We start from the raw sequence: 19,803 nt of genomic DNA, 5'->3' as shown, positions 1-19,803 counted from the left end.
GGCACGTCATGCGAGCCTCGCGTAGTAGTCCGCAGTGCCTGCGCTTCTTTGGTGAGAGCGCAGGCCGATTGCGGGCACGCGTGGTCTGCCGGCGGTAGGCATTGTTACGGCGTCGTGAAGACACCCAAATTGACAAGCTGGACGCGTCTGTTACTCGCTGAATCGCCCTTTGAGCCATCGATCGGGAAGTACTCGCCGACACCAATGGCATAGAGCCGTTCAGGGGCGACCGCGAATGTCGTTGAGAGAATTTCCGTGATGGCCACGGCCCGTCTTTCGCTGAGTTCCAGATTATGCTTGTCACTGCCTGTTGAGCTCGAGTGCCCGACAATCAGAAACTTGTAGGCCCAGAGATTCGGATGATGAAGCGCATCGGCGAGCAGGCCCAGAGTCCTGTAGGATTCCGGCTTGATCATCACCGAATCGTTCTCGAAGTCGATCTCGACGACCATTTGCGGGAGCTTGGCGATCTTTCCCCAGTTCGGAAGCGACGCCATCGCCACTCCGCCGCCCTCTATGGCTTCCTGGCGCAGAATTGCGATGTCGATCAACGGAGCCGCCTCAACGAGCTTGCCAAGTCCTGAGACGATCCGTTGTTGGGAGACCTCCTGGGCGGCTGCAAAGTCCGGTGCGCTCGATGCCGCGAGTAAAAGAGTGAGGAGTAGGTTACGGAGCCTGGTCATTTGCTTATCTCCAGCCGGCATCGGTTATCGCCTGATTACACGGTTTGCCTACGCGCTTTTCGGCTTTGATGAGACATGCGAGACGGTAGCCGTCGCCTTTCACGCTTGAACAGAGTTGCGCGACATCGTGTTTGCAGACATTCGCGTATGCGGCCTGGGCCTGCTCCCGCTGGCTGATCGAGGTGAGCACAGTCGTGATCGATCCGACGCAGACCGGTGAGATTTTTGCTGCGTTTTTCTGGAGGCAATCGGCGACCCGCCCGTTGCCGAGATTGAGGCCGTGGCAGAGCTTTTTGATGTCGCCGCCGCAATCCTGCGCCAGCCTCGTGACGGCGTCGGCGTAGCTAAGTGTTTCTGCGCGCGTCGCGCCCGCTAACGCGAGCCCGATGAACAGTGCCGTTGCTATGGTATTTCTTGTCTTCAAAGCTTCGTCTCCTTCAGATTTGTGGTCGCTCGATTTGTTTGGAAAGGGGGTCGGTGGGTTTGAGCGGCTCCGCTTAGAACCGCACTGAGAGCCCCAGCATCGGACCCTGCTGAGTGACGTTGAACACGAAACCGTCATTGCTGTAGTCCACGCCCAACGCGCGGTAGCCGGCAATGGCCGATATCGAATTGTTGAACCTATAACCAATTGCCGCCGCCACGTCCCAATCGAGGTCAGCGCCACCAGCACCGACAAGACCCCAGCCCGTCAGGTAGAGTTCGGGCGTGAGAGAATAGGTGCCGCGGAAACCCGCCAGACCGTCTACCCAAGTTGCCTGATCGCTTCTGCTGCGCCCATCGAGAATGCCGCCATGGAACGAAAGCTCGCTTTCGACGGACCATACGCGCAGGCCGGCGACCACGTCGAACCGCGCTGTATCGTTGTCGATGACGGAGTATCCCGCGCCGAGCAGCCCGGCAAAGGTCTCCGATGTGAGTTCGACGTCTGTCGCAACAATGCCTCGTGGTGTCCCCGACTGCCCCGAAATCTTGGTATACATGGCATCGGCGAAGATGCTGTAGGGGCCGTTGCGCGCTTCGCCGATCGCCATCGCACCGAACTCAAGGTGGTCGAAGATGTCACGGAAGCTGGCATTGACATCGACTGCGGGCAGCCCGAACTGCTCAAGGTCACCCGACAAACCGGCCGCCCAGAAATATGGGGCGAAGGAAAATGTCCATCCGCCTTCGGTGGTCTTCTGCTGCACTTCCGGCGTCATCGGGGAATAGATTTCGGTGGCCTGCGCCGTACCCGCAACAAGGCAAGTTCCGATTGCCGCTAGTCATCTGGAACTGAAGTTCATTACATTGTACGCTTTGCCTGTTCATGGGAGGTTGAGCAATGGCAAATGCGACTGGCCGACCGACGGCACCATTGATTTTGAGCGAGGCGGAGCGGGAGTATTTGGAGCGGCAGGTGCGTAAGCATCGCGTTGCTCGCTCCATGTCAGAGCGGTGCCGGATCATTCTTCGCTGTGCCGACGGAATTGCGAGCAAGGTCGTTGCCGGCGAACTCGGCGTGCATGAACATACGGTTGGCAAATGGCGGCGGCGCTTTCTTAAAGATCGGCTCGATGGCCTGCTCGACGAAGTTCGCCCTGGCCGGCCCCGCACGATCGGCGATGATCAGATTGCTGCTGTGATCGAGCGCACGCTGCGTTCTACGCCCACGGATGCGACCCATTGGTCGATCCGCTCGATGGCAGGAGCCGCTGGTTTTTCGCACACGACGATCCGCCGGATATGGAACGCCTTCGGCCTGCAGCCCCATCGCACTGAGACGTTCAAGCTGTCCAGCGATCCCTTGTTCGTCGATAAGGTCCGCGACATCGTCGGTCTTTATCTGTCGCCTCCCAATCGGGCGCTGGTTCTCAGCGTGGACGAGAAGAGCCAAATCCAGGCGCTCGATCGCGAGCAGCCAGTGCTGCCGATGATGCCTGGCATGCCTGAACGGCGTACCCATTCTTATGTTCGGCACGGCACGACGACATTGTTTGCAGCACTCGATGTCGCCTCCGGCTTTGTCATCGGCAAATGCTACAAGCGGCATCGGGCCACCGAGTTCCTGGACTTCCTGAAGCAGATCGATGCGAACGTGCCGCCCGATTTGGACGTGCATATCGTGATGGACAACTATGCAACGCATAAAACTGCATCGATCAAGAACTGGCTGATGCGGCGGCCACGCTACCACGTGCACTTTACGCCAACCTCGGCCTCCTGGATCAACCAGGTCGAACGCTGGTTTGCGGAATTGACCCGCAAGCAACTACGACGTGGCGTCCATACTTCGACAGCTCAACTCGAAGCCGACATCAAAAGCTTCATCGAGCGCCACAACAAAAACCCCAAGCCATATCGCTGGACCAAATCCGCAGACGACATTCTCGCATCCGTCAAGCGCTTCTGTCAGAAGGTCGACAACAGCTTATGACACGAATTTCGGATTCAGATGACTAGAGTACGAACGATGCGAATCCTCATGTTGTCTCCCTGTAATGCTCGCTGTGGCGAGCAATCGCTGTTGTAGGCATTTCGTTCAGCCAATGGCGGCCCGCGGCTTGGTCCTGTGTACTCGGAGCGATTGGCTATCGGCTGCAGGTTCCTGATCTCGGCTCCCTGCAGGCATTGCCGGCGGTGTTCGAATTCGCGTTGCCGGATGGTCCGACGAGCGCCTCCACGTGATGAACATAATTTTGCCGTGTGTTTTGATCGACAATCGCCGCCGGGGCGGCAACGACCAGGCCCGCAGCTGTGCCGACCGAGTGCGCGGCCCCAGCAGTGGCCGCCACAATATGGTCGCCAAGCCCCAACCGGCTGTCGGTTAAGGTTTGACCGCTCGACAGCCGGCGGCCGATCAATTGTACGATTTCAGGCGACTCTGCGAACTTTGTATGGTGGAGGCTATCACCTTCCTTGAGTTGGGTCAGATCGACGACGGTGATTTCATTCACCGCCAGTTCTTCCTTGTAGGGCGATTGTTCCGGGTCTATTGCGCCCAAGCGCGAGACGTTTCCCCACACGCGGCGCGAAACGGCGAGCGCACGATCGTCACGAGAGACGAATAGCGTAAAGCGCGGCCGTTGCTGGCCCATATCCGCGATCTGCGAACGGAATACATCGACGTCTACGTCAGGCGCCGCCAACATGACATTCTTGAACTTGGCCGGCAGCCCATCGTTGCGGATCGCCATTTGCCGCAACGATTCCAGTGCCAGCCAGTTGCCCATGGAATGGGCGAGAACAGACACTTCCTTGACCTGAGGGTCGGCTGCCAGGTACTGGAACAGCCGCTCAACCGCGTTGCGCGTATAGTTGGTGCTTTCGCGATCGTAACCATAGGCCAGCAGGCTTCCGCGCGACGGCCATGTGGCGAGTACCGGCACGCTACGTGCGCCGGAATCGTGCACGATCTGCGCAAAACGGAAGACGGCGTCCTCGAAGTGGTTATTAAAGCCGTGAATGAAAACTAGAACACTGCCGTCCGGGCTTTTGCGCACATGGCTATTCAACCACTTTTCAGCCGTTTCGCGGTCGATTTCGTCAGCCTTGAGCGCTGCAAAATCGGCTGCTGGATCTGGCGGAAGCTTGCGCGGCCAGGCAACCTCGCCTGCCTTGCGCGCGGAGTCAGGCGGTATTGAAACGGTGATGTCAGCGAATGTCGGGTTGAAAGCACGTTCGCCGCTGAACATCTCTCCGGGGTTTTCCGAGCGACCTCGAGTCGTGGTGACCAGCATCTCGACTTGGGTGGCCGACGGAATGGCTCCCACAGGTTCAAGCACGCCGGTCGGGCGGCTCGCACAAGCCGCGAGCAGCGTCAAACCCAAGAGGACGCATGTCGAAAGCGACCAGGAGAATGCGCCGGTTTTGGCGTTCCGGTCGTGAGCAGACTGAAATTGCACCAACGATCCCCTCAATGTCCGCATCAAGGAGTTCGCCGACCGACCGCTACTCCTCTTCATGTAAATCCTACCTACAAGGGAAGCAGGCGACGAACTTATCATTTGACGCCACGCCCGGTCTAAGCGACTTATCTCTCGGGTCCCGACTGCAGATGTTAATCGATCGGTTCGAACTCGCCCGGCCGCCAGGTCTTATCGAACCAGGGCTCGAGTGGCCCATAAAGCCGCAGAAGCGTGTACCATCCCTTGCCGGCGATGGTTTGAATCCAGTTTGCCTCCTTGCCTTCGGGTGCCTTCGGACCGAAATAGAGCTCGACCGAGCCGTCGGGATTCTCGATCAGCTTGTCCCGCTTGTTGTTTTTGCTTGGGAAGGTCTGGCCGGTTTGGAGTTCCGAGCGCGTCTGCGGATCGTAGACCACTACGGACCAGAAATCCTTGGCCGGTGGATTGGCGGGAATGCGAAGCTTGTATGTCTTTGCGCCATCCAGATAGTCGCCGTTTCGGTCGGTCGCAGCATATGCATACTGGGAACCAGCGCCGATCATTTTCTCCACCATGGCAGGTGTGTTGACCGTCGCCTGGTAGAAGAAGAGGGTTCTGGCGTCGAGATAACGGCCACCCTTGCCGCCGTCCCGAAGCCATTCATAGCTTCCCCCAACGAAGGCCGCGCCCCATGCGCTGTTCGGGTAGAGATGGAAACCGTCAAGACGGGGTCGGAAAATCAGCGCGCGGGCGGTTGCGTTGCCGACAGCGACTGCCTCGGTCAACAGTTTCTTCATCCGCGCATCCGGGGCGAAGGGCTTGCCCTTTTCAATGCCGATAGCGGCAAACAGGCCGAGCAGTTCGGGATCGAGCATAGACGTCGGTTCCCGATTGATGACCGTGTGGAGCTCTTCGTAGAACGCGTAATTGTTGGCATGAATGGTATTCCAGGATTTACGCGATCCGCTGATGAACTCCATTTCCGGCGGGTTATCACGCTTACTGAGCGGATAGACCTTCAGCCCGCTCTTGAAGGAAGCGACTGCCGCGTCGGGCTTTCCATCGACCAGAAAGCCACGCAGGATCAGCCAATTTACATAGCTCGTAGACTTGGAAACGAAGTACGTTTCACCCTCGACCTCCGCCTCCATGCCGCCGACCGGCGGATTGAGATCTCCCTGGTAGTCGGGCGGCAGGATCAGATACTTGCCGCCCTTGCCGCGGTCGGGGCCCGGCCCGCCCATGTCGGTCACAAAGCGAAAATAGGCATCGTTGACCGTGCCGGGACCAGACCCGGCAGGAATCTCCACAACCGTCGGCCCGTCTTTCCACAAGTCGAGAACAACGCTGCCATAGACAGTGTCGGTGTTGCCGGTGAGGAACAGCGGCGCCGAGTCCATCAGCTGGTCAAGAAGGATTGCCTTATATGATGTGTCCGCGCCCAACTCCAGATGCCCGAGCCGAATGCCTTCGACGGATGTGGCGGGGATGCCGTTGAGGAACGTCTCGACGCCGCGCATGAGGTCGAGATTGTCATAGAGCCTATCGACAGTTGCTTCATCCGGCATCCCATCAAAGAACCTCAGCGTACCCAACCTTGTTTCCACCTTGTCGGGGGTCATAATCTTTTCGGGGATTTTATGGTTGTAGCCCGGGGTTTTTACCTCGCCGGCCGCAGTCAGCGTCGTTGCAAGCAAACCGGCCGCGGCCAACACCGCAGGACGAAGCATTTCAGATAACATGTTTGCCCTCTCCTGGACTTTCTAGCTGATACGACCACCTGCGTTGCAGGAAAGCCTCCCGACGATCCGACAACCAAACCGAAGCGTTCGTTGCGGGAGACTAGCTGTGCCTCCCCTTGCCAATCTTACCATTTCCCGCCAAATCGCAGACGCATCCCGGGAACGCACAGTTGCAACAACCTACCACTTATGATTGCTTTGCAAAGCGCGAATATTTGACCATCCGCTCCGGGGCCGATGAGACTGGCGTGAAAGGATAAGACCCGGTTTCGTTTCCGTAGCATCTTCAGGACGAGGTCTCGGGTGCTTGCTTCGGATGCGCTCCGCGTCTGTGGCTTGGGGGGCACTCGGTAAGTTGGCCGCATATTGAAGGGAGGCTGATCTATGCAGGCGTATGTACCGTCTACATCGAATTGCAGATATTGCTTGCCAATTCTACCGGCGGTCGAATATGTGAAAATTATCCATTTCACGCCAATCCCGTATTCAGGAACCATTTCAGATCGCCGCGATTCCCGTGATCTCGAGCCACGTCTTGCAAGGCCTACCCGCGTTTATTCGAAGCGAACTTGGGGAGCGAGCGTTGTTGCGCGCCAATCGCGCCGCGGGCTTCGACGTGGAATTGATCGAGGACCGCAATGTCTACATTCCCCAGCAATCTGTGGTCGGGTTCGTCGAAGCCATGGCGAGGGCAGTGGGCGACACAAACCTCGGTCTCCTGCTCGTGCCGAATATGGATGTTTCCGCGTATGGCAGCTTCGGTCGCTTCATAACCGAGGCAGACACGCTCGGCGACGCGATCAAACGAGGTATCGTGGCGCTGCAGTATCACAGCAGTTTTGACAATCTGACTGTCACCACCACGAAGGAGGAACTGCGCTTTGGCTATAAATTCGCTTTGGCTGGGTCTCGGGGGTATGAGTCGGTCGCATGTGCCGCTGCTGGCGAACTGCTAAGCTTCTTCAAGGCATATCTGCCTGACCATTGGCACCCACTTCGCGTCGAACTTGACATCCCGACTCCAGCCCATACCTCGCTTTTTGAGGACGTATTCAAATGCCCGGTGATATTCAATGCGCCAGCAGTGGCGGTCGTCGTTGAGCGGCATAGGTTGATGGCTGCGTCGCGACGAACATCTCGGTCGATTGTGACCCTCGAGGATGTGGCTCGCGATCGTCCTGGAGGTGCACCTCGGAATTTGCTGGAAATCGCCACTGCACAGATTCGCGCCCAACTGCTGGCGGGCGATGTGTCGATCGAGGAGGCAGCGCGAACAATGAACACGAGCGTTCGGACACTGCAGCGTGAACTTCGAGTGGTAGGCGCCGACTTCCGAAGCCTGACCAGCGCGGTGAGAATGCAACGTGCGACAGAAATGTTGCGCGATGGAACCGTGTCGATCACCAACATTTCCGAGGATCTTGGCTACTCCTCTCCCGCCGGCTTCACCCGAGCTTTTCGAAAAGCGACCGGATTTGGGCCTCGCGAGTTTCGCGTCAAGGAAAACCTATCTGCTGCCGATACCGACGGCGACCCCCCAGAACGAACGGGCGAGCTGTAGCCGAACCTCGCTAAGGCAATTGCTCCAGAGACTCCACGTGGGATTTTCAAGCTGGCGAGGCGGTGCCCGGCGAAGTCGTCTTACCCGGAGCCTGCCGCGCCGCGAACGTCGCTGCCACTGTCTCCTTGTCGTCTCCGCTGACTTGAACCATCGGTTGAGCAAAGTCGATTCCATTTTCATGGAAAGCCTGCATGACCATTGCGTAAGCATTGCGACGGATCATTGTCTGTTGCCCCGGCTTGCAGGTGAAGGCGATGCCAAGCTCAATTCCATATTCACCGATCTGCTCGACGCCCTTCAGTTTGAGCGGCTCGATGAAGAGCGAACCGAGTTCCGGATCGGCCTGCAATTGCGCGCCGATCTCCTTGATGAGCTTGCGGACTTTGTCAACATCAGTTTTGAAAGGGACACGAATGCGGAACTTGTCGACAGTCCAGTCGCGGCTGGCATTCTTAATCGCGCCAAGCGAACCGAAAGGTACGGTAAAGATTGGCCCGCGGTGGTGCCGCAGCCTCACGGAACGCAGGCTGAAGGATTCCACGACGCCCGTATAACTTCCTGCTTCGATGTATTCCCCGACCCGAAACGCGTCGTCCAGCAGGTAGAAAACGCCGCTGACGACGTCCCTGACCAAGGTCTGCGAGCCGAATCCAATTGCAACGCCGACGACGCCCGCCCCAGCGACCAGCGGGCCGATTTTGACGCCCATCTCCGAAAGAATTGTGAGCACCGCGACACAGAGAAGTGCCGCTGCCAGGGCGTTGCGGAAAACGGGCAGCAAAGTGCGAAGCCGGCTTTCTTGGGCGAGTGCGTTTGAGGGAGAGGTTCCCTCATCACCGACGTCGCGCAGCTTGCGGGTGATGTAGGCTTTTGCCAATTGCCAGACGAGGTCAATGATTAGCAGGATGACGACGCTGTTGAATGCGCCGGCAATGATCGTCCGGATCAATGTTACTTCTCCGGAAGCAAAAGGGAAATTGTTTCGCCAAACGAAGGCGACCCAATCGACCGCTGCAATCAGGATAATAGCGCGCGTTCCGCGGACGAGCAGGACCGCCTTCGGGTCCGATGGGTCTCGCTCATTTGAGCGAGAGGGCGAGAATGAAAGCATCAGGCTGTCGGCAATCGACAAAGCGCGCGGCACGAGGACAATCATGACACCGAGCCAGAATAGAGCCATGAAGTCGCCGCACCAGAGCAGCCAGAGCACAATTGCGCCGGAGATGCCCATAGCGCGAGAGATCCGGTCTCGCCACGATCTGACATCGCTGGAGCGCTCACGCCAGATCATCGCCATTGCCAGAACAACAATTGGGATGGACAGTCCGATAGTGAGGGCTGACTGGACGTCGGCTGCAACACCAAGGCGTTCGCTTACAGCCGAGAATGCCATCGTCGCTGCCAGCAATGCGACGAATATCCGGACCCGCAAATAAGAGCGGGCCGACATTATGGACGCGGCGAGCGCGATGCGGCAGAGCGCGGTCGCGAGCTTGTAGGCGATCAATGCGAGGAGCGAGTACAGAACGACCACACGCACGAGTGGCGGCCAGGCGAACAGGAGAAAAAGGATCGCGACGATCGCCGTGAATATCGAGAGCGTCAGAAACTCCGCGTAGGTCTGCCTCAAGAGTGGGTTGGGGAAGGGCACAGCGGGCACTGAATGGCGAAAAATCCATTCGATGCCAAAAGCTATGCCGGCGATGATTGCCAACACGAGCGCCGCTGGCATGACGCCGTTGCTCCGTGCGTCCTGCCAAACCGTAGACCCGACGCGCGAAAGCTCATCGCTGACGCGTGGCACCGCGGAAAAAAATGCGTTGAAACGGGCGCGCAAGAGCGCCTCACGTTCCTCAATGAACCACACTGCCTCATTGTCGCGGGACTCGGAAGCGGCGGCTTGCTTCTGCTCCAGCCAGACCCTCACATCCTCATCCTCAAGCAGACGCAGCAGTTCGGCCACCTTGGACGGCTGAGCAATTGGGGGCACAGGCGTTTGCGCCTGCAGGTGCGTAAGCCCACAAAGGCAGAGGAACAGACTGCATAGCAAAGTCCGAAGGATGTACATAAAAGCCCGGTCCACTGGATCAAATCCCCTTTGTCAAATTATTGGTCTCCAAAAACCAATGACAGGACCGAAGCTGATGTAATTTGATTAATCTTCACTGAGGACCGATCGCACCATGCTCAACAAGAGACGTGGATGCCGAGACTTCGTGTTTGCAGCCGCCAGGAACCGGACCCGCGGCGGCTGCATGCAGGCTGGTGGAATTAGCTCACCTTCTTTACCGGCGGTATCGTCCAAGAACCGTCAATGATGGAGGGATTGCTCTCGTTGGGCCAGTAGAGGCGCATCATGAGAATGAACTTCCCCTTGGGTGCTGGAAGCCAGTTCGACTCCTTATCTGCCCCGGGCGATTCATTCTGAATGAACAAATCGATCGAACCGTCGGGATTTGCCTTCAGGTCCTGCCGTGCACTAATCGAATAGCGATTGAGCGGATTGTCGACGAAAAAGTATCCCGCGTCATACATAGTCAAGGACCAGAAACCCGAAACGGGCGGCGTCTGGCCTTTCTTGAAAGTCATCACGTATTTCTCGGAACCGTTATAGGCCCGTTTGATCAGACCGCCGCCGGACTTCATCGACGTCGGGTAGACCGCATCCTGCGGCCGGTTTGCCCCAAGGCCGATCGCGGTGACCAAGGCTCGCTGGATGTAGTTGGTGCCATAGATGCCAGTCTTGGTCGTGAAACCCCAGCCATCGATATCCTGCACGTCGCCATCGCTGAGCTTGAAGTGCATCATGATGCGCGCGAAGGCGACCTGGGGCACGCGCTTGGCAAACGCCGGTTCGAACTTGCTTTTATCGAAGTCCTGACCCGGGACAATGCCAAGCTCGGCGAGCTTGGCAATCATCGGTGCATCCGCCTCACTCGGTGGGTTGCGTTTCAGAAGCTCGGCAAAGAGGGTGAAGTACTCGATGGCATCCATGCCATTGACCTGCTCGCGAACGGCAGTCTCCATATCGATGGTCGGATCGACCTTGCCTTTGGGTGCTGTCCAGTCCTTGCCCCATGCACTCAAGGGATAGAGCTTCACTTCGTCCTGGAGCTTATGAACTTCGGCGTAGTCCTCCTGGGTACCCGTGCAATAGATGCGTCCAAGCAGCCAAACGATGCTCGTCGGAGATTTGTATTGGGTCACGCCGTCGGGAAGTGTGCCTTCCCAGCCGGGTCCTGTTACCACGAATGTCTGGGCCTCGGTGCCCGTCGTGCGCTTTCCAGGAACGTCGAAAACGGTCGTCCAGCCATCCAGCATTGGGAACAGGGCGTAACGATCCTTGAGGTCGGGCAGGGTGATGACCCAGGGCTCATCGCCCACGTCGAAGAACGCGGTCGTATAAAGGGTATCTGCGTTCGGTGCGGTCACATCCCGAAACTTGGCGTCCGGATACTGACGCAGCTTGATCAGATGCCCCATGGGGCCACGGGTTCCTTCAGGTTCCGCGACGTTGGTAATCACGCGCCGGGTCAGTTCCATTGTCACCAGTGGATAGGCATAAGTGTACGCCTCGACGGCGAGCGCGAATTCGTCGAGCCCTTCCGGCAGATCCGCCACCAACCCGTCGGCGGCAGCACCAGGTCTTGCGAGAGAACCTGCCGCCAACACTCCAAGACCGGCGGCCGTCAAGTCACGACGCGTAATATCCATTCTATTCCTCCATCGAAAAATCGAGTTGCGACGTAATGCTCTGAGTTTAGTCAATGTAAACGACGACGTAGCGCCCGCCGTACGGCTGGTAGTAGACCCCGCCGCAGCGCCACACGACCGTGCCATTGACACTCGTTCTAACGCAGCCGGTGGGCAGTGCGGCAACATACACCGTGGAGCGGCGGATCACTCGGCGCGTGGTGCGGCGAGCGACACCCGCAACACTTCCAGGTGTCAACGGCCGTCCCACGACCGCCTGCGCCTCGGGCACGAACGAGCCGAACGGCGCGGGAGCGAGAGCGTCTGCCGCGAGCATGGCAAAACCGGCGATGGCAAGTGAAAGGATCTTTCCGTGCAGCGTGTGCGTCCTCATTGCACCGTCTCCAGCGAAAGCTCGCCGGTGACATCGGCGTGGACGTGTTCGAGCTTCTTGGCAGCCGGAGGCGGCGCAAATTTAAACTGCGCGGCTACGATCCCATCCGACCTCCAGTTGGTGAGCCGCAGCGAATATTGGGGTGCTCCGGTGGTCCATTTGGTCGTGATGACGTATTTGAGCGGCAATGGTCTGCTGCCCCTGCTGATCCAGATCTGCCAGTCCACAATGTCGGTCCTGAAGGCGAGATGGTCGCATTCCACCCCATTGACGAAGGCCGATCCGACAACGGTTCCTTCCGTCACGCCGTCAGTGAGGACCGCATAGGGCTCGCCTGCCAGAAAATCGGCTCCGGGAGCGTCAAGTCCGGTGGCGGCGCGAAGCTCCTCGGCCGCGTCTTCAACGCGTCGTCCGGGGCTCTGAAGCTGTGCGTAAACGTTCAGCACTTTGTCGTGCAGTGATATCGTCTCGCCATCAAATATCACGTCCGCCTGGGCAAAGGGGCCCATGCGCTTCATTCGAAAACCTCGTTCGCGATCGACGGCGATGGAACCGGAGGCGCTGTACTGGATTTTCTGACCTTGCAGATTGACGACTTCCTGATCCACGTCGTAGTCGACACTGAGGGTCGGCGCCGACTTGAGAGTTTCGCTCATCGCGACCAGGATCCGATGCGCCTCAGGCTCGATTCCGTCTTGCGCCGATACCGGCCAGGCCACCATGCAACCAGCGGCCACCAACATTGCGGTAAACTGGCGCCGCCAAGCTGCGCCGGGTAATCTCAGTCCGCCATCCATTCGCTCACCCACAGGCTTGTTGATTTGCTTGCCGGCCGGATCTCGCAACGGTTCTGGCTGATCTTGTGCGAAGGCATCCCGGCTTAGGGATTACTGCTGTATTAGCCGCGTGTGATCTTACCATTTCACGCCAAGTTGCAACTTTAATGTTACATGCGCCCGTGAGGGGAATCTGGTCAAAGATCGTATGCCGACGCGAACACTTCAGTGAGGTCCAAAACCCGCGATCGATTTTGAGGACTTGCCTAGACCCCTCGGCATCGCAGTGACGGCTTCGGCTGCTCCGCAAAGGGGTTCACGCAGCGACATCGCCTTTGACTTGGGATACAGCGACGCCGCCCACCCCGGTGGGCCGCGCATTGTCGAATCCTCGCCGGAGGACTTTCTCCGGCATGGCTTCGGGACCGCTCCCAAGTTCACTGCGTTTATCGCTTCGAAGGGGACGGCGAACTTGGGCTTCGCGATCTCCATCCCTATTTTCTGCAGTCGTCGAGGACGCCCTGGCTCTCTCCTTGATGCATTCTTTGTCGAACCAGGGCCTGATCAAGAACTTGTAGCCCGCGGTCTGGCTAGTTCGGCAATGGAGCACTGCGTTCAGCGAGGTGGCCTCTACGCAGAGGTTTACCGACGCAACTCGAATATCGAAAGTTCCTTACTCGAGGAAATCTTACAAGACCTTCAAAAACGCAATCCTGAGATCCACGTCGTAACGTCGTAAGGGAACATAAGATTGGGAAAAGAGCTATCCCGAGGCTGTCGACGCAAGCTTGGGATAGCGGCTCTGTTGCAAATTTCCCTTTTGGTTGTGATGGCCGTTGTGCGGGACGTCGCTTAGCTGGCGGCCTCGCGGTTTTCGAAATTCTGAGCGAGCAGTGCTACAGGCTCCGTCAGCGCACTCGGTCCCATGCCGAAAGCACGTTCAACGATGCGTGCTTCTCCATGGAGGTCGCCCGTCAGGTTGAAAATCGCGGCCTGTCCTTTGCGCAAAGCACGCATGACCTCGAAGCCTTTGATCGTCGCATAGCCGTTTTCAGCGTCTTGAACCCTCTCACCGGTTTGATCAGTTGCTTCAGCTTGCGTGTGCCCGCTTCCTGACGGCGAAGACGTTTGCAGAGTCCAAGTCCGACGAGAAGTATGCCGCTACCCGTGCCTTTTACGAGTCTGTCGGCTTTCTACCCCTCGAGGAGTTCTCGACACTTTGGGGCTCCAGCAAATGCCCCAGGAAGGCGCCAACCTCCAAGCGGCTGCACAGCTTTAACTTCTGCAACGGATACTCCGATACTCCTCAAAAAAGCGCTCGTGGGCATCGAAAGAATTCAGGTGGTTCTTCCGGAGACGGTAACCGCGCGTAAGCACTGAAGGCACATCGCACACAAGGGCGCCCGAGAATTTTTTTGATATCCGTTCATGATGTCGAGTCTTGCCGAGCGCGACGGGGCATTCCGGCCGCCGACCGGCCGCGGCGATGAGTTCGCCCGTGGTTCGCCGGCCAGCCCGGATTCTCGCGAGCGGCCGGCGGCGGGTGTCAGGGTGAGGGATATGTTCACCCCCGATCTTCATATCGATACGCTGAAGATCAAGAGCGGGAATTTTCACTAGTCTGCTGTTGATCGTTGCAAGTCGCAGAGCTTTCGGTTCCCTTTGACCTGCCACGACGATCTCGTCAGCGCCGACGACAAGACGAAGCTTCTGCGCCGAGCGGCAGAAGCGCACGACACCTTTGTCGAAACGAAACGTTTCTGGCGGTAAGGTCGCACGGTCCTCGAACGTCGTGCATACCCGCCGTGCGCAGCAGGGGAGGGGCTTTCCAAAGCCCGGACGCTCTGGTGAGGTTGACCGCCACTAAAGGAGCAGCGGCTCCGTGGCTCTTTCCGCCGGCAACACCGTCATCGCGTCGTTGGGACAGGGACGCTGCAGTGCCTTCGCTTGTTCCCAGTCTGCCGTCATCCAGAGCTCGATGTCAGCCTCGCTCGTCAGCAGAACCGGCGCAGGTGAGGAAGCCGAACAGCTCGTGCTCGCCCGCACGTGGGTTCTTCGCCGATCCGCGCTCACCTTTCCATGTCGTCCAGATCCCGGCGAAAAAGGCGAGGGGCTGGCCGTGGTCGATCACGAACTGGCGCTCGGTCTTCTTCGGTTTCGTGTCTTCCCACTCGATGAATGTCGTCCATGGCACCAGGCAGCGGCTCTGCACGCCGAGCTAGCGGCGCCAATGCGGCGAATCCGTCTTGCGGATGTTGGTCACTCCATAATCGGGCTTCCCCTTTGAGGGCATGCCCCATGTGAGGTTTGCGATCTCGCGCTCCCCGTCCGCGGTGTTCCGAACGACAGGCGCGACCCGATCGGGATAAGCCTCCTGCGACCGGTTCGCCCGGTTCGTGATATCGCGCGTCGCCTTCGATCGGCGCCACAGTTCGTCAAAGAGCACTTCGATCGTGTACTTGCTGCACATGCGTCCCCTCAAGCGTTGCGATTGATCCTGCCAAGTCTCAGGCCGTTTCCTTCACGGTTTTCACATTGGGAGCAGACGAGATGAGGGCGGAGAATGGCTATCGGCGTGTCGGCGCCCTACTTCTTCGCGAGCTGCCATCGGTCAAGCCAGTTGGTGTAGCCGCATTGCGCGCGCCGGTGCCCTCCAGTTCTGTTTCCGTGAAGAAAGTCTCTTCTGGTTTTTTGGCGGGGCAATTCTGTCGCTCATCGGATCGCTTTTGGCATTTCTTATCGAGATGCTTATTGCGGGGCGAAGCATGTTGCGCCAGATGCGAACGGATGACAACAACGCGATTGACTTTGCGAAGCATATCCGCTCCTGGCAAGCCGAACGCTCCGGCAGGTCGGCGCGATAATGGCGGGGGAACCATAACGCTTACGACCAAGCGAGCCGCTGGTGTCACAACCGCCTTGGTTTCCATGTCCATTTGCCGCCGTCGTGGCACTCCAATACCGCCTCATATAGATCACGGTTGTCGGGTCGCTCGCTATTACTGACGCAGGCAATCGACTTTTCCGAGAAGAGGGCCAGCACTTTATCGAACAGTTTCTGTCCGAGCGTTGTCTCAATCCGGTCGAGAAAAACAAACTGTGGTCTGGCCAGGAGGACTTTGGCGATTGCCAAGAGTTGCTGGTCGCCCAGAGACATTTCTCGGATGTCTTCTTTGTCCAGTGCGCTGGCATCGTCGGCCAAGTCCTCCAATCCAGTTTCTCGCAGCACCTGACGAAGTTTGGAATCGGATACTTCGCTGAGTTCGCCCGAAGGAAGCAACACTTGCCGCAGCGAGCCAGGAGGTAAGTAGGGTCGCTGCGGGAGAAACATGAGGTCCTTCGGGCCAGGCCGAATAATTCGACCGGCGCCGGCCACTGGAATTCCAGCAGCCGCCCTGAACAGGGTTGCTCCCACGGCAGGGCTGGCTCCCGTCACCAGCACACGGCTAGTCGCGGGAATGGATATCGAGAGATCGTTGACGAGAGGTGATCCATCAGGTGCACGCAGGGTCGCTTGCTCAAATGCGAACCGTCCCTCATGCTCTTTGAGTTCAATGCAGGCAGTGCCGCTTGTGTGCGATCTTTCTATGGCCTCCAGCAATGAACTCAAGCGAGAGACGACGGCGGCAAAGTTCGAGATCGAATTGAACTGCCGAATGATCAACGAAAATGCACCGACGAGCATGGCAAAGGCTGCACCCGCTTGGGTGATGACGCCAAACTCGATTTCCCCTCTCATGAACGTGGGTGCTATGATGAGGTCCGGAATGATTTGGATCATCCAGTTGTAGCCATTGGTAAAGAAGCCCAGGTTGCGGTTGACAGCGATGATACTGCGAATGGTGGCGACCAGGTCGTCAAAGCGATGCAGGAGGCGAGTTTGTTGTTGCTCCTCGCTACGCGTTACCAGAACGGATTCGGCATTTTCCCGGACGTGGATCAGGCTTGATCGAAAACTGGCCTCCTTGTCGAGCCGGTTGTAGTTCAAGTCGATGAGTGGTCGTCCCAGCACAATCGTTATATAGGAGCCGCAGGCCGCGTAGAGGACCGCGACGACAAACAAAACGGGGCTTATGGACCAAAGCACGCCGGAGAAACTCACCACAGTCAGCCCAGCGCTGAACAGCATGATGACATAAGAAAGTGTGGTGACAGTGAAGGCGCGGATATCCTCTGCGATGCGTTGATCCGGATGAGCGAGCTTTCCTGAAATATCGAGGCGATAGTAAGTTCCGTCCTCGAGGTAGAGATTTACCGCGCGACGGGTGAGGAACTCGCGCCACAGCAACGCCAGTTGTTCCTCGGCGTAACGAGCGATCACCCCGACGACGGTAAGGGTTGCAAAAACGCAAATATAGAAAATAGCTTGTCGGACGAATTCGTCGGTCTGGCGCTCGGCGATCGCGGTCATAAAGTTTCGGCCGACATAGTTGTTGACGACGTTGAGACCGTTCAACCCGCACAACAACAACACGAGCCCGGCAAACAACAATTTAGCCCGTCCGCCGACCTCAGAGGCCAACAAAATTCGCAAGGATCGTAAGAAACGCGCCGCGGTGACTTTAAGCGGCACTTGCTGGTTATCCATCTAAGTGTCCTTCGCAAACACGCTGGTTGCGAGGATGCAGCTCTAGATGCCAGGTGCCGGCCCTCCAACCATGACGACTAACTTCCGGTTTTCCCGCGAACCACAGGCCCTCAGGACGGCTGCCTATCCGTATCGCCGACTGTTGTTGACCTGTTTGGCGACGATTTCTCTGATGATGGTCAGGGTTTCCTTGGCCGCTTCCTTGGGGGCGAGCGCGGTATCCGCGACATTGCTGACTAGCCGCGTAACATCGTGATCGATACCTTTCTCTGACCACCGCTTGCCTTTAGCGACGGTGATGTAGACCGAGAAAGCATGGTGCATGGTGCCGGGCCGCTCTCCGATTATGTGAAGTATCCCTCTCAGGCTGTCTGGGTCCGATTTCTCGAACAGCATCTCGCCGATTCGATAGCCGGCCCGCACTCTGCCGCCCGTCACGAGGATGTTCTTGTCGCTGACTGTGACGCCGGCGTCGCCAAGCAACCGGCGCATCTCCTCAAGGTACGGGGAGAGATGGCCATCATCCATAATGGCCTTGGCGTTCAGACCGTCCGAGATGACGATCTGGCCCTTGGGCATATCACTTCCCCAGGAGGCTCTAAGCCTTTCGATTTCGGCAATCGCTTCCCGGTTCAGTGTCTCGCCGGTAGTCGGGTGGGCTATGTAGTCGTTTCGGTCCTTGGACAGGGTACGAACCGGCACGACGTTGGGGACGGCCGCGATAAACTCCGGCGTGAGCTCGGCCCAGAGAGACTGTTTGGCATCATCATACAGGCCCCTGACTTTCGTCGCCAGCGCAGGGTTGAGATCCCAGATCTTGTCTCCGTGTCCCGTTGCCAGGTCGACGCCTCTCGCTTCGACCTCCATCATCTGCTGCCTGCCTTCGGCGTAGACTGCTTTCTTGGCCCGCTTGTCACCCTTGGCGAGGCGGTACTGGTAGTAGACCCAGAGGGGATCTCCGTAGTGTGACGTGTAGCTGTTGTCCTTGCCGACGATCCCGATGCGTTTGTAGAAGTCCCACATGGCATCGTTGACCTTGAAGCCGAATTTCTCCCTCACGCGCACGTGGTCCTGAAACGCGGTCGTGAGATAGCTCAACATCGGGTCGTTCTTGGTGGGCAGGGCAATCAGGTATGCCGGATTGGCGGGCATGATCTGGTCTTGACACCAATCGAGATCGTCCAGGCTGACCGTCATGTGCAAGGTGGTGCAGATATCGAGGCCGATCGTAAGTCCGTGGAGCTTGCCCATGACCATGTCTTCGAGGCAGCACCGCACAAGCTGGTCGCGGCTCTTGAAGACCTCTGGTCCGATGAAGCCGGCCACATCGTTGACATGCAGCCACGCACCCTGGGGCTGCACCTTCGCAAGCTCGATACCGACCGCCCTGCTGAAGCCGTACTTTCGCGACTCCAGCACCATCATGTCGACGCCGTTGGCCACGCCGTTGGTGAATTCCGAGCCCTGTCCGGTTTCGAAGTAAAGGCCATACCGTTCCCCTGCCTTCCCGCGGGCATACTTCAGGATCTTCTCGTTGGTGATGTCGAAAATCTTGTTGCAGTCATCCGTACCTGCAAGGCTCTGGAACATCGTAGAAACCGTGCCAGGGAAACGCTCACTCACCTCGCCTTGGACGTCGATGTGCGCAAGCACGCACCAGGGAACGACGTCGTTCAGCTTGAAGGTATCGACGACGTCCTTCAGGGCACGCTCAACCGTAGCGACGCTGTCCACCGTACTGTCGACGGGGTTGGTGCCGATGACGATGTCGCCGGTTGCGTAAGAGAATGCATCAAAGACCTGCCACATGATGTCATCGGGGTGATCGGTCGGCGAATTCGGCTGGATACGTGCGCCCATGTATCCTTTGGCGCCCAGCTTGGTGCCGGGCATAACGTTGAAAATCTTTTGGCTGACGGCGATCAGTTCTTCGTTGCTCATGAGCTTCGGCACGCAGCCGATGGTGTCGCTGCTCAGGCCATTCATGATCCCTTTGATCTCTTCTTCCGATTTGGTCAGAAGAAATTCCTTCAGCTGGCTCATGGTCCAGTCTTTCGTCCTTTCAAACTGGGCCTGATCAGTCGTCTGCCATATGAGGCGCTGCAGATCGTCCTCGAATAGCGGACGCTGGTGCAGATCCTTGATTTTCGTGTTTGCCAGAAGGGCTCGAGCGTTGCGTCGGGTCGCATCGTCGGCAGCGCCTACTCCGATTGCCTGATCGCCCTCCTTGAAGTCGTTTGCCGCACCAATAACCTGCTGGTATGTTTTCTGATCGAAGCTGCCTTTAACCCTGCTGACATAGGTAAACACGTCCTCGTCTTGTGCGATTTCCTTGATAGTGAGGACCTCTCCAGCCAGCGCTGCTATCGCCCGGTGACTGTAGCTTGCGAGCGCGGCGGTCCCTGCCATTACGATCAGATCTCTTCTGGATAGCCCGGCATGCTGGTTGGAGAAGAAGCCCTTGTTCATGGGTGTTTCCTTTCTGCAGATGTCGATACCG

The 19,803-nt window shown here is 57.9% G+C and carries 13 protein-coding genes and 3 pseudogenes; 3 read left to right on the top strand and 13 right to left on the bottom strand.

Going from position 1 to position 19,803, the window contains the following annotated elements:
• Positions 1-104: 104 nt before the first annotated feature.
• The 3 genes from BHMPCIPO_RS24635 to BHMPCIPO_RS24625 form a co-directional block, all read right to left on the bottom strand.
• Positions 105-683: an OmpA family protein gene (locus BHMPCIPO_RS24635; RefSeq protein ID WP_173519373.1), complete on the bottom strand. Its 579-nt coding sequence runs from the start codon at positions 681-683 to the stop codon at positions 105-107.
• Between the two features lie 4 nt (positions 684-687).
• A complete protein-coding gene (locus tag BHMPCIPO_RS24630) occupies positions 688-1,107 on the bottom strand; it encodes a hypothetical protein (protein WP_376741694.1) in 420 nt (139 codons plus the stop codon).
• A gap of 73 nt (positions 1,108-1,180) precedes the next feature.
• Positions 1,181-1,939, bottom strand: a complete 759-nt coding sequence (locus tag BHMPCIPO_RS24625) for a porin family protein (RefSeq protein ID WP_173520177.1) — start codon at positions 1,937-1,939, stop codon at positions 1,181-1,183.
• 68 nt (positions 1,940-2,007) lie between these two features.
• Between BHMPCIPO_RS24625 and BHMPCIPO_RS24620 the strand changes: the two genes are divergently transcribed.
• Entirely contained in the window at positions 2,008-3,099 is a 1,092-nt protein-coding gene (locus BHMPCIPO_RS24620) for an IS630 family transposase (protein WP_173515971.1), read from the top strand.
• A gap of 154 nt (positions 3,100-3,253) precedes the next feature.
• On the opposite strand, the gene BHMPCIPO_RS24615 is transcribed toward BHMPCIPO_RS24620, so the two are convergent.
• Both BHMPCIPO_RS24615 and BHMPCIPO_RS24610 read right to left on the bottom strand, forming a co-directional pair.
• On the bottom strand, positions 3,254-4,591 hold the full coding sequence (locus BHMPCIPO_RS24615) for an alpha/beta hydrolase (protein WP_376741719.1): 1,338 nt from the start codon (positions 4,589-4,591) through the stop codon (positions 3,254-3,256).
• A gap of 131 nt (positions 4,592-4,722) precedes the next feature.
• On the bottom strand, positions 4,723-6,291 hold the full coding sequence (locus BHMPCIPO_RS24610) for a DUF1254 domain-containing protein (protein ID WP_173519372.1): 1,569 nt from the start codon (positions 6,289-6,291) through the stop codon (positions 4,723-4,725).
• Between the two features lie 583 nt (positions 6,292-6,874).
• Between BHMPCIPO_RS24610 and BHMPCIPO_RS24605 the strand changes: the two genes are divergently transcribed.
• On the top strand, positions 6,875-7,852 hold the full coding sequence (locus tag BHMPCIPO_RS24605; RefSeq protein ID WP_246304553.1) for an AraC family transcriptional regulator: 978 nt from the start codon (positions 6,875-6,877) through the stop codon (positions 7,850-7,852).
• A 46-nt stretch (positions 7,853-7,898) separates the two neighbouring features.
• Here BHMPCIPO_RS24605 and BHMPCIPO_RS24600 read toward each other — a convergent pair whose 3' ends face one another.
• From BHMPCIPO_RS24600 to BHMPCIPO_RS24580, 5 genes and pseudogenes are all read right to left on the bottom strand, one after another.
• Positions 7,899-9,815 (bottom strand): mechanosensitive ion channel family protein, encoded by a 1,917-nt coding sequence (locus BHMPCIPO_RS24600; protein WP_173519371.1) that lies wholly within the window; start codon positions 9,813-9,815, stop codon positions 7,899-7,901.
• Positions 9,816-10,123: 308 nt separating this feature from the next.
• Positions 10,124-11,566, bottom strand: coding sequence for a DUF1254 domain-containing protein (locus BHMPCIPO_RS24595; protein WP_173519370.1), 1,443 nt, complete (start codon positions 11,564-11,566; stop codon positions 10,124-10,126).
• A gap of 46 nt (positions 11,567-11,612) precedes the next feature.
• A complete protein-coding gene (locus tag BHMPCIPO_RS24590) occupies positions 11,613-11,882 on the bottom strand; it encodes a hypothetical protein (protein WP_246304663.1) in 270 nt (89 codons plus the stop codon).
• Between the two features lie 53 nt (positions 11,883-11,935).
• On the bottom strand, positions 11,936-12,736 hold the full coding sequence (locus BHMPCIPO_RS24585) for a DUF2092 domain-containing protein (protein ID WP_246304552.1): 801 nt from the start codon (positions 12,734-12,736) through the stop codon (positions 11,936-11,938).
• A gap of 831 nt (positions 12,737-13,567) precedes the next feature.
• Positions 13,568-13,827, bottom strand: a pseudogene (locus BHMPCIPO_RS24580) (IS6 family transposase); the annotation flags it as partial.
• A gap of 319 nt (positions 13,828-14,146) precedes the next feature.
• Between BHMPCIPO_RS24580 and BHMPCIPO_RS24575 the strand changes: the two are divergent.
• Positions 14,147-14,335, top strand: a pseudogene (locus tag BHMPCIPO_RS24575) (hypothetical protein); the annotation flags it as partial.
• A 243-nt stretch (positions 14,336-14,578) separates the two neighbouring features.
• Here the strand turns inward: BHMPCIPO_RS24575 and BHMPCIPO_RS24570 are convergent.
• From BHMPCIPO_RS24570 to BHMPCIPO_RS24560, 3 genes and pseudogenes are all read right to left on the bottom strand, one after another.
• Positions 14,579-15,185, bottom strand: a pseudogene (locus BHMPCIPO_RS24570) (SOS response-associated peptidase family protein).
• Between the two features lie 438 nt (positions 15,186-15,623).
• Positions 15,624-17,303, bottom strand: coding sequence for an ABC transporter ATP-binding protein/permease (locus BHMPCIPO_RS24565; protein WP_173519367.1), 1,680 nt, complete (start codon positions 17,301-17,303; stop codon positions 15,624-15,626).
• Positions 17,304-17,426: 123 nt separating this feature from the next.
• On the bottom strand, positions 17,427-19,772 hold the full coding sequence (locus tag BHMPCIPO_RS24560) for an ethanolamine ammonia-lyase (protein WP_173519366.1): 2,346 nt from the start codon (positions 19,770-19,772) through the stop codon (positions 17,427-17,429).
• Between the last annotated feature and the right edge of the window lie 31 nt (positions 19,773-19,803).

It is taken from the genome of Ensifer sesbaniae, from assembly GCF_013283665.1.
Lineage (GTDB): Bacteria > Pseudomonadota > Alphaproteobacteria > Rhizobiales > Rhizobiaceae > Ensifer > Ensifer sesbaniae.
Note: the sequence above shows the minus strand (reverse complement) of the source record. Positions and strands in the feature narration are given on the sequence as shown.

Bases quoted from the DNA above. Each gene is read 5' to 3' on its own strand.
- BHMPCIPO_RS24635 (WP_173519373.1), bottom strand. From the start codon at position 683: ATGACCAGGCTCCGTAACCTACTCCTCACTCTTTTACTCGCGGCATCG.
- BHMPCIPO_RS24615 (WP_376741719.1), bottom strand. From the start codon at position 4,591: ATGCGGACATTGAGGGGATCGTTGGTGCAATTTCAGTCTGCTCACGAC.
- BHMPCIPO_RS24590 (WP_246304663.1), bottom strand. From the start codon at position 11,882: ATGCTCGCGGCAGACGCTCTCGCTCCCGCGCCGTTCGGCTCGTTCGTG.
- BHMPCIPO_RS24620 (WP_173515971.1), top strand. From the start codon at position 2,008: ATGGCAAATGCGACTGGCCGACCGACGGCACCATTGATTTTGAGCGAG.
- BHMPCIPO_RS24565 (WP_173519367.1), bottom strand. From the start codon at position 17,303: ATGGATAACCAGCAAGTGCCGCTTAAAGTCACCGCGGCGCGTTTCTTA.
- BHMPCIPO_RS24595 (WP_173519370.1), bottom strand. From the start codon at position 11,566: ATGGATATTACGCGTCGTGACTTGACGGCCGCCGGTCTTGGAGTGTTG.
- BHMPCIPO_RS24610 (WP_173519372.1), bottom strand. From the start codon at position 6,291: ATGTTATCTGAAATGCTTCGTCCTGCGGTGTTGGCCGCGGCCGGTTTG.
- BHMPCIPO_RS24560 (WP_173519366.1), bottom strand. From the start codon at position 19,772: ATGAACAAGGGCTTCTTCTCCAACCAGCATGCCGGGCTATCCAGAAGA.
- BHMPCIPO_RS24585 (WP_246304552.1), bottom strand. From the start codon at position 12,736: ATGGATGGCGGACTGAGATTACCCGGCGCAGCTTGGCGGCGCCAGTTT.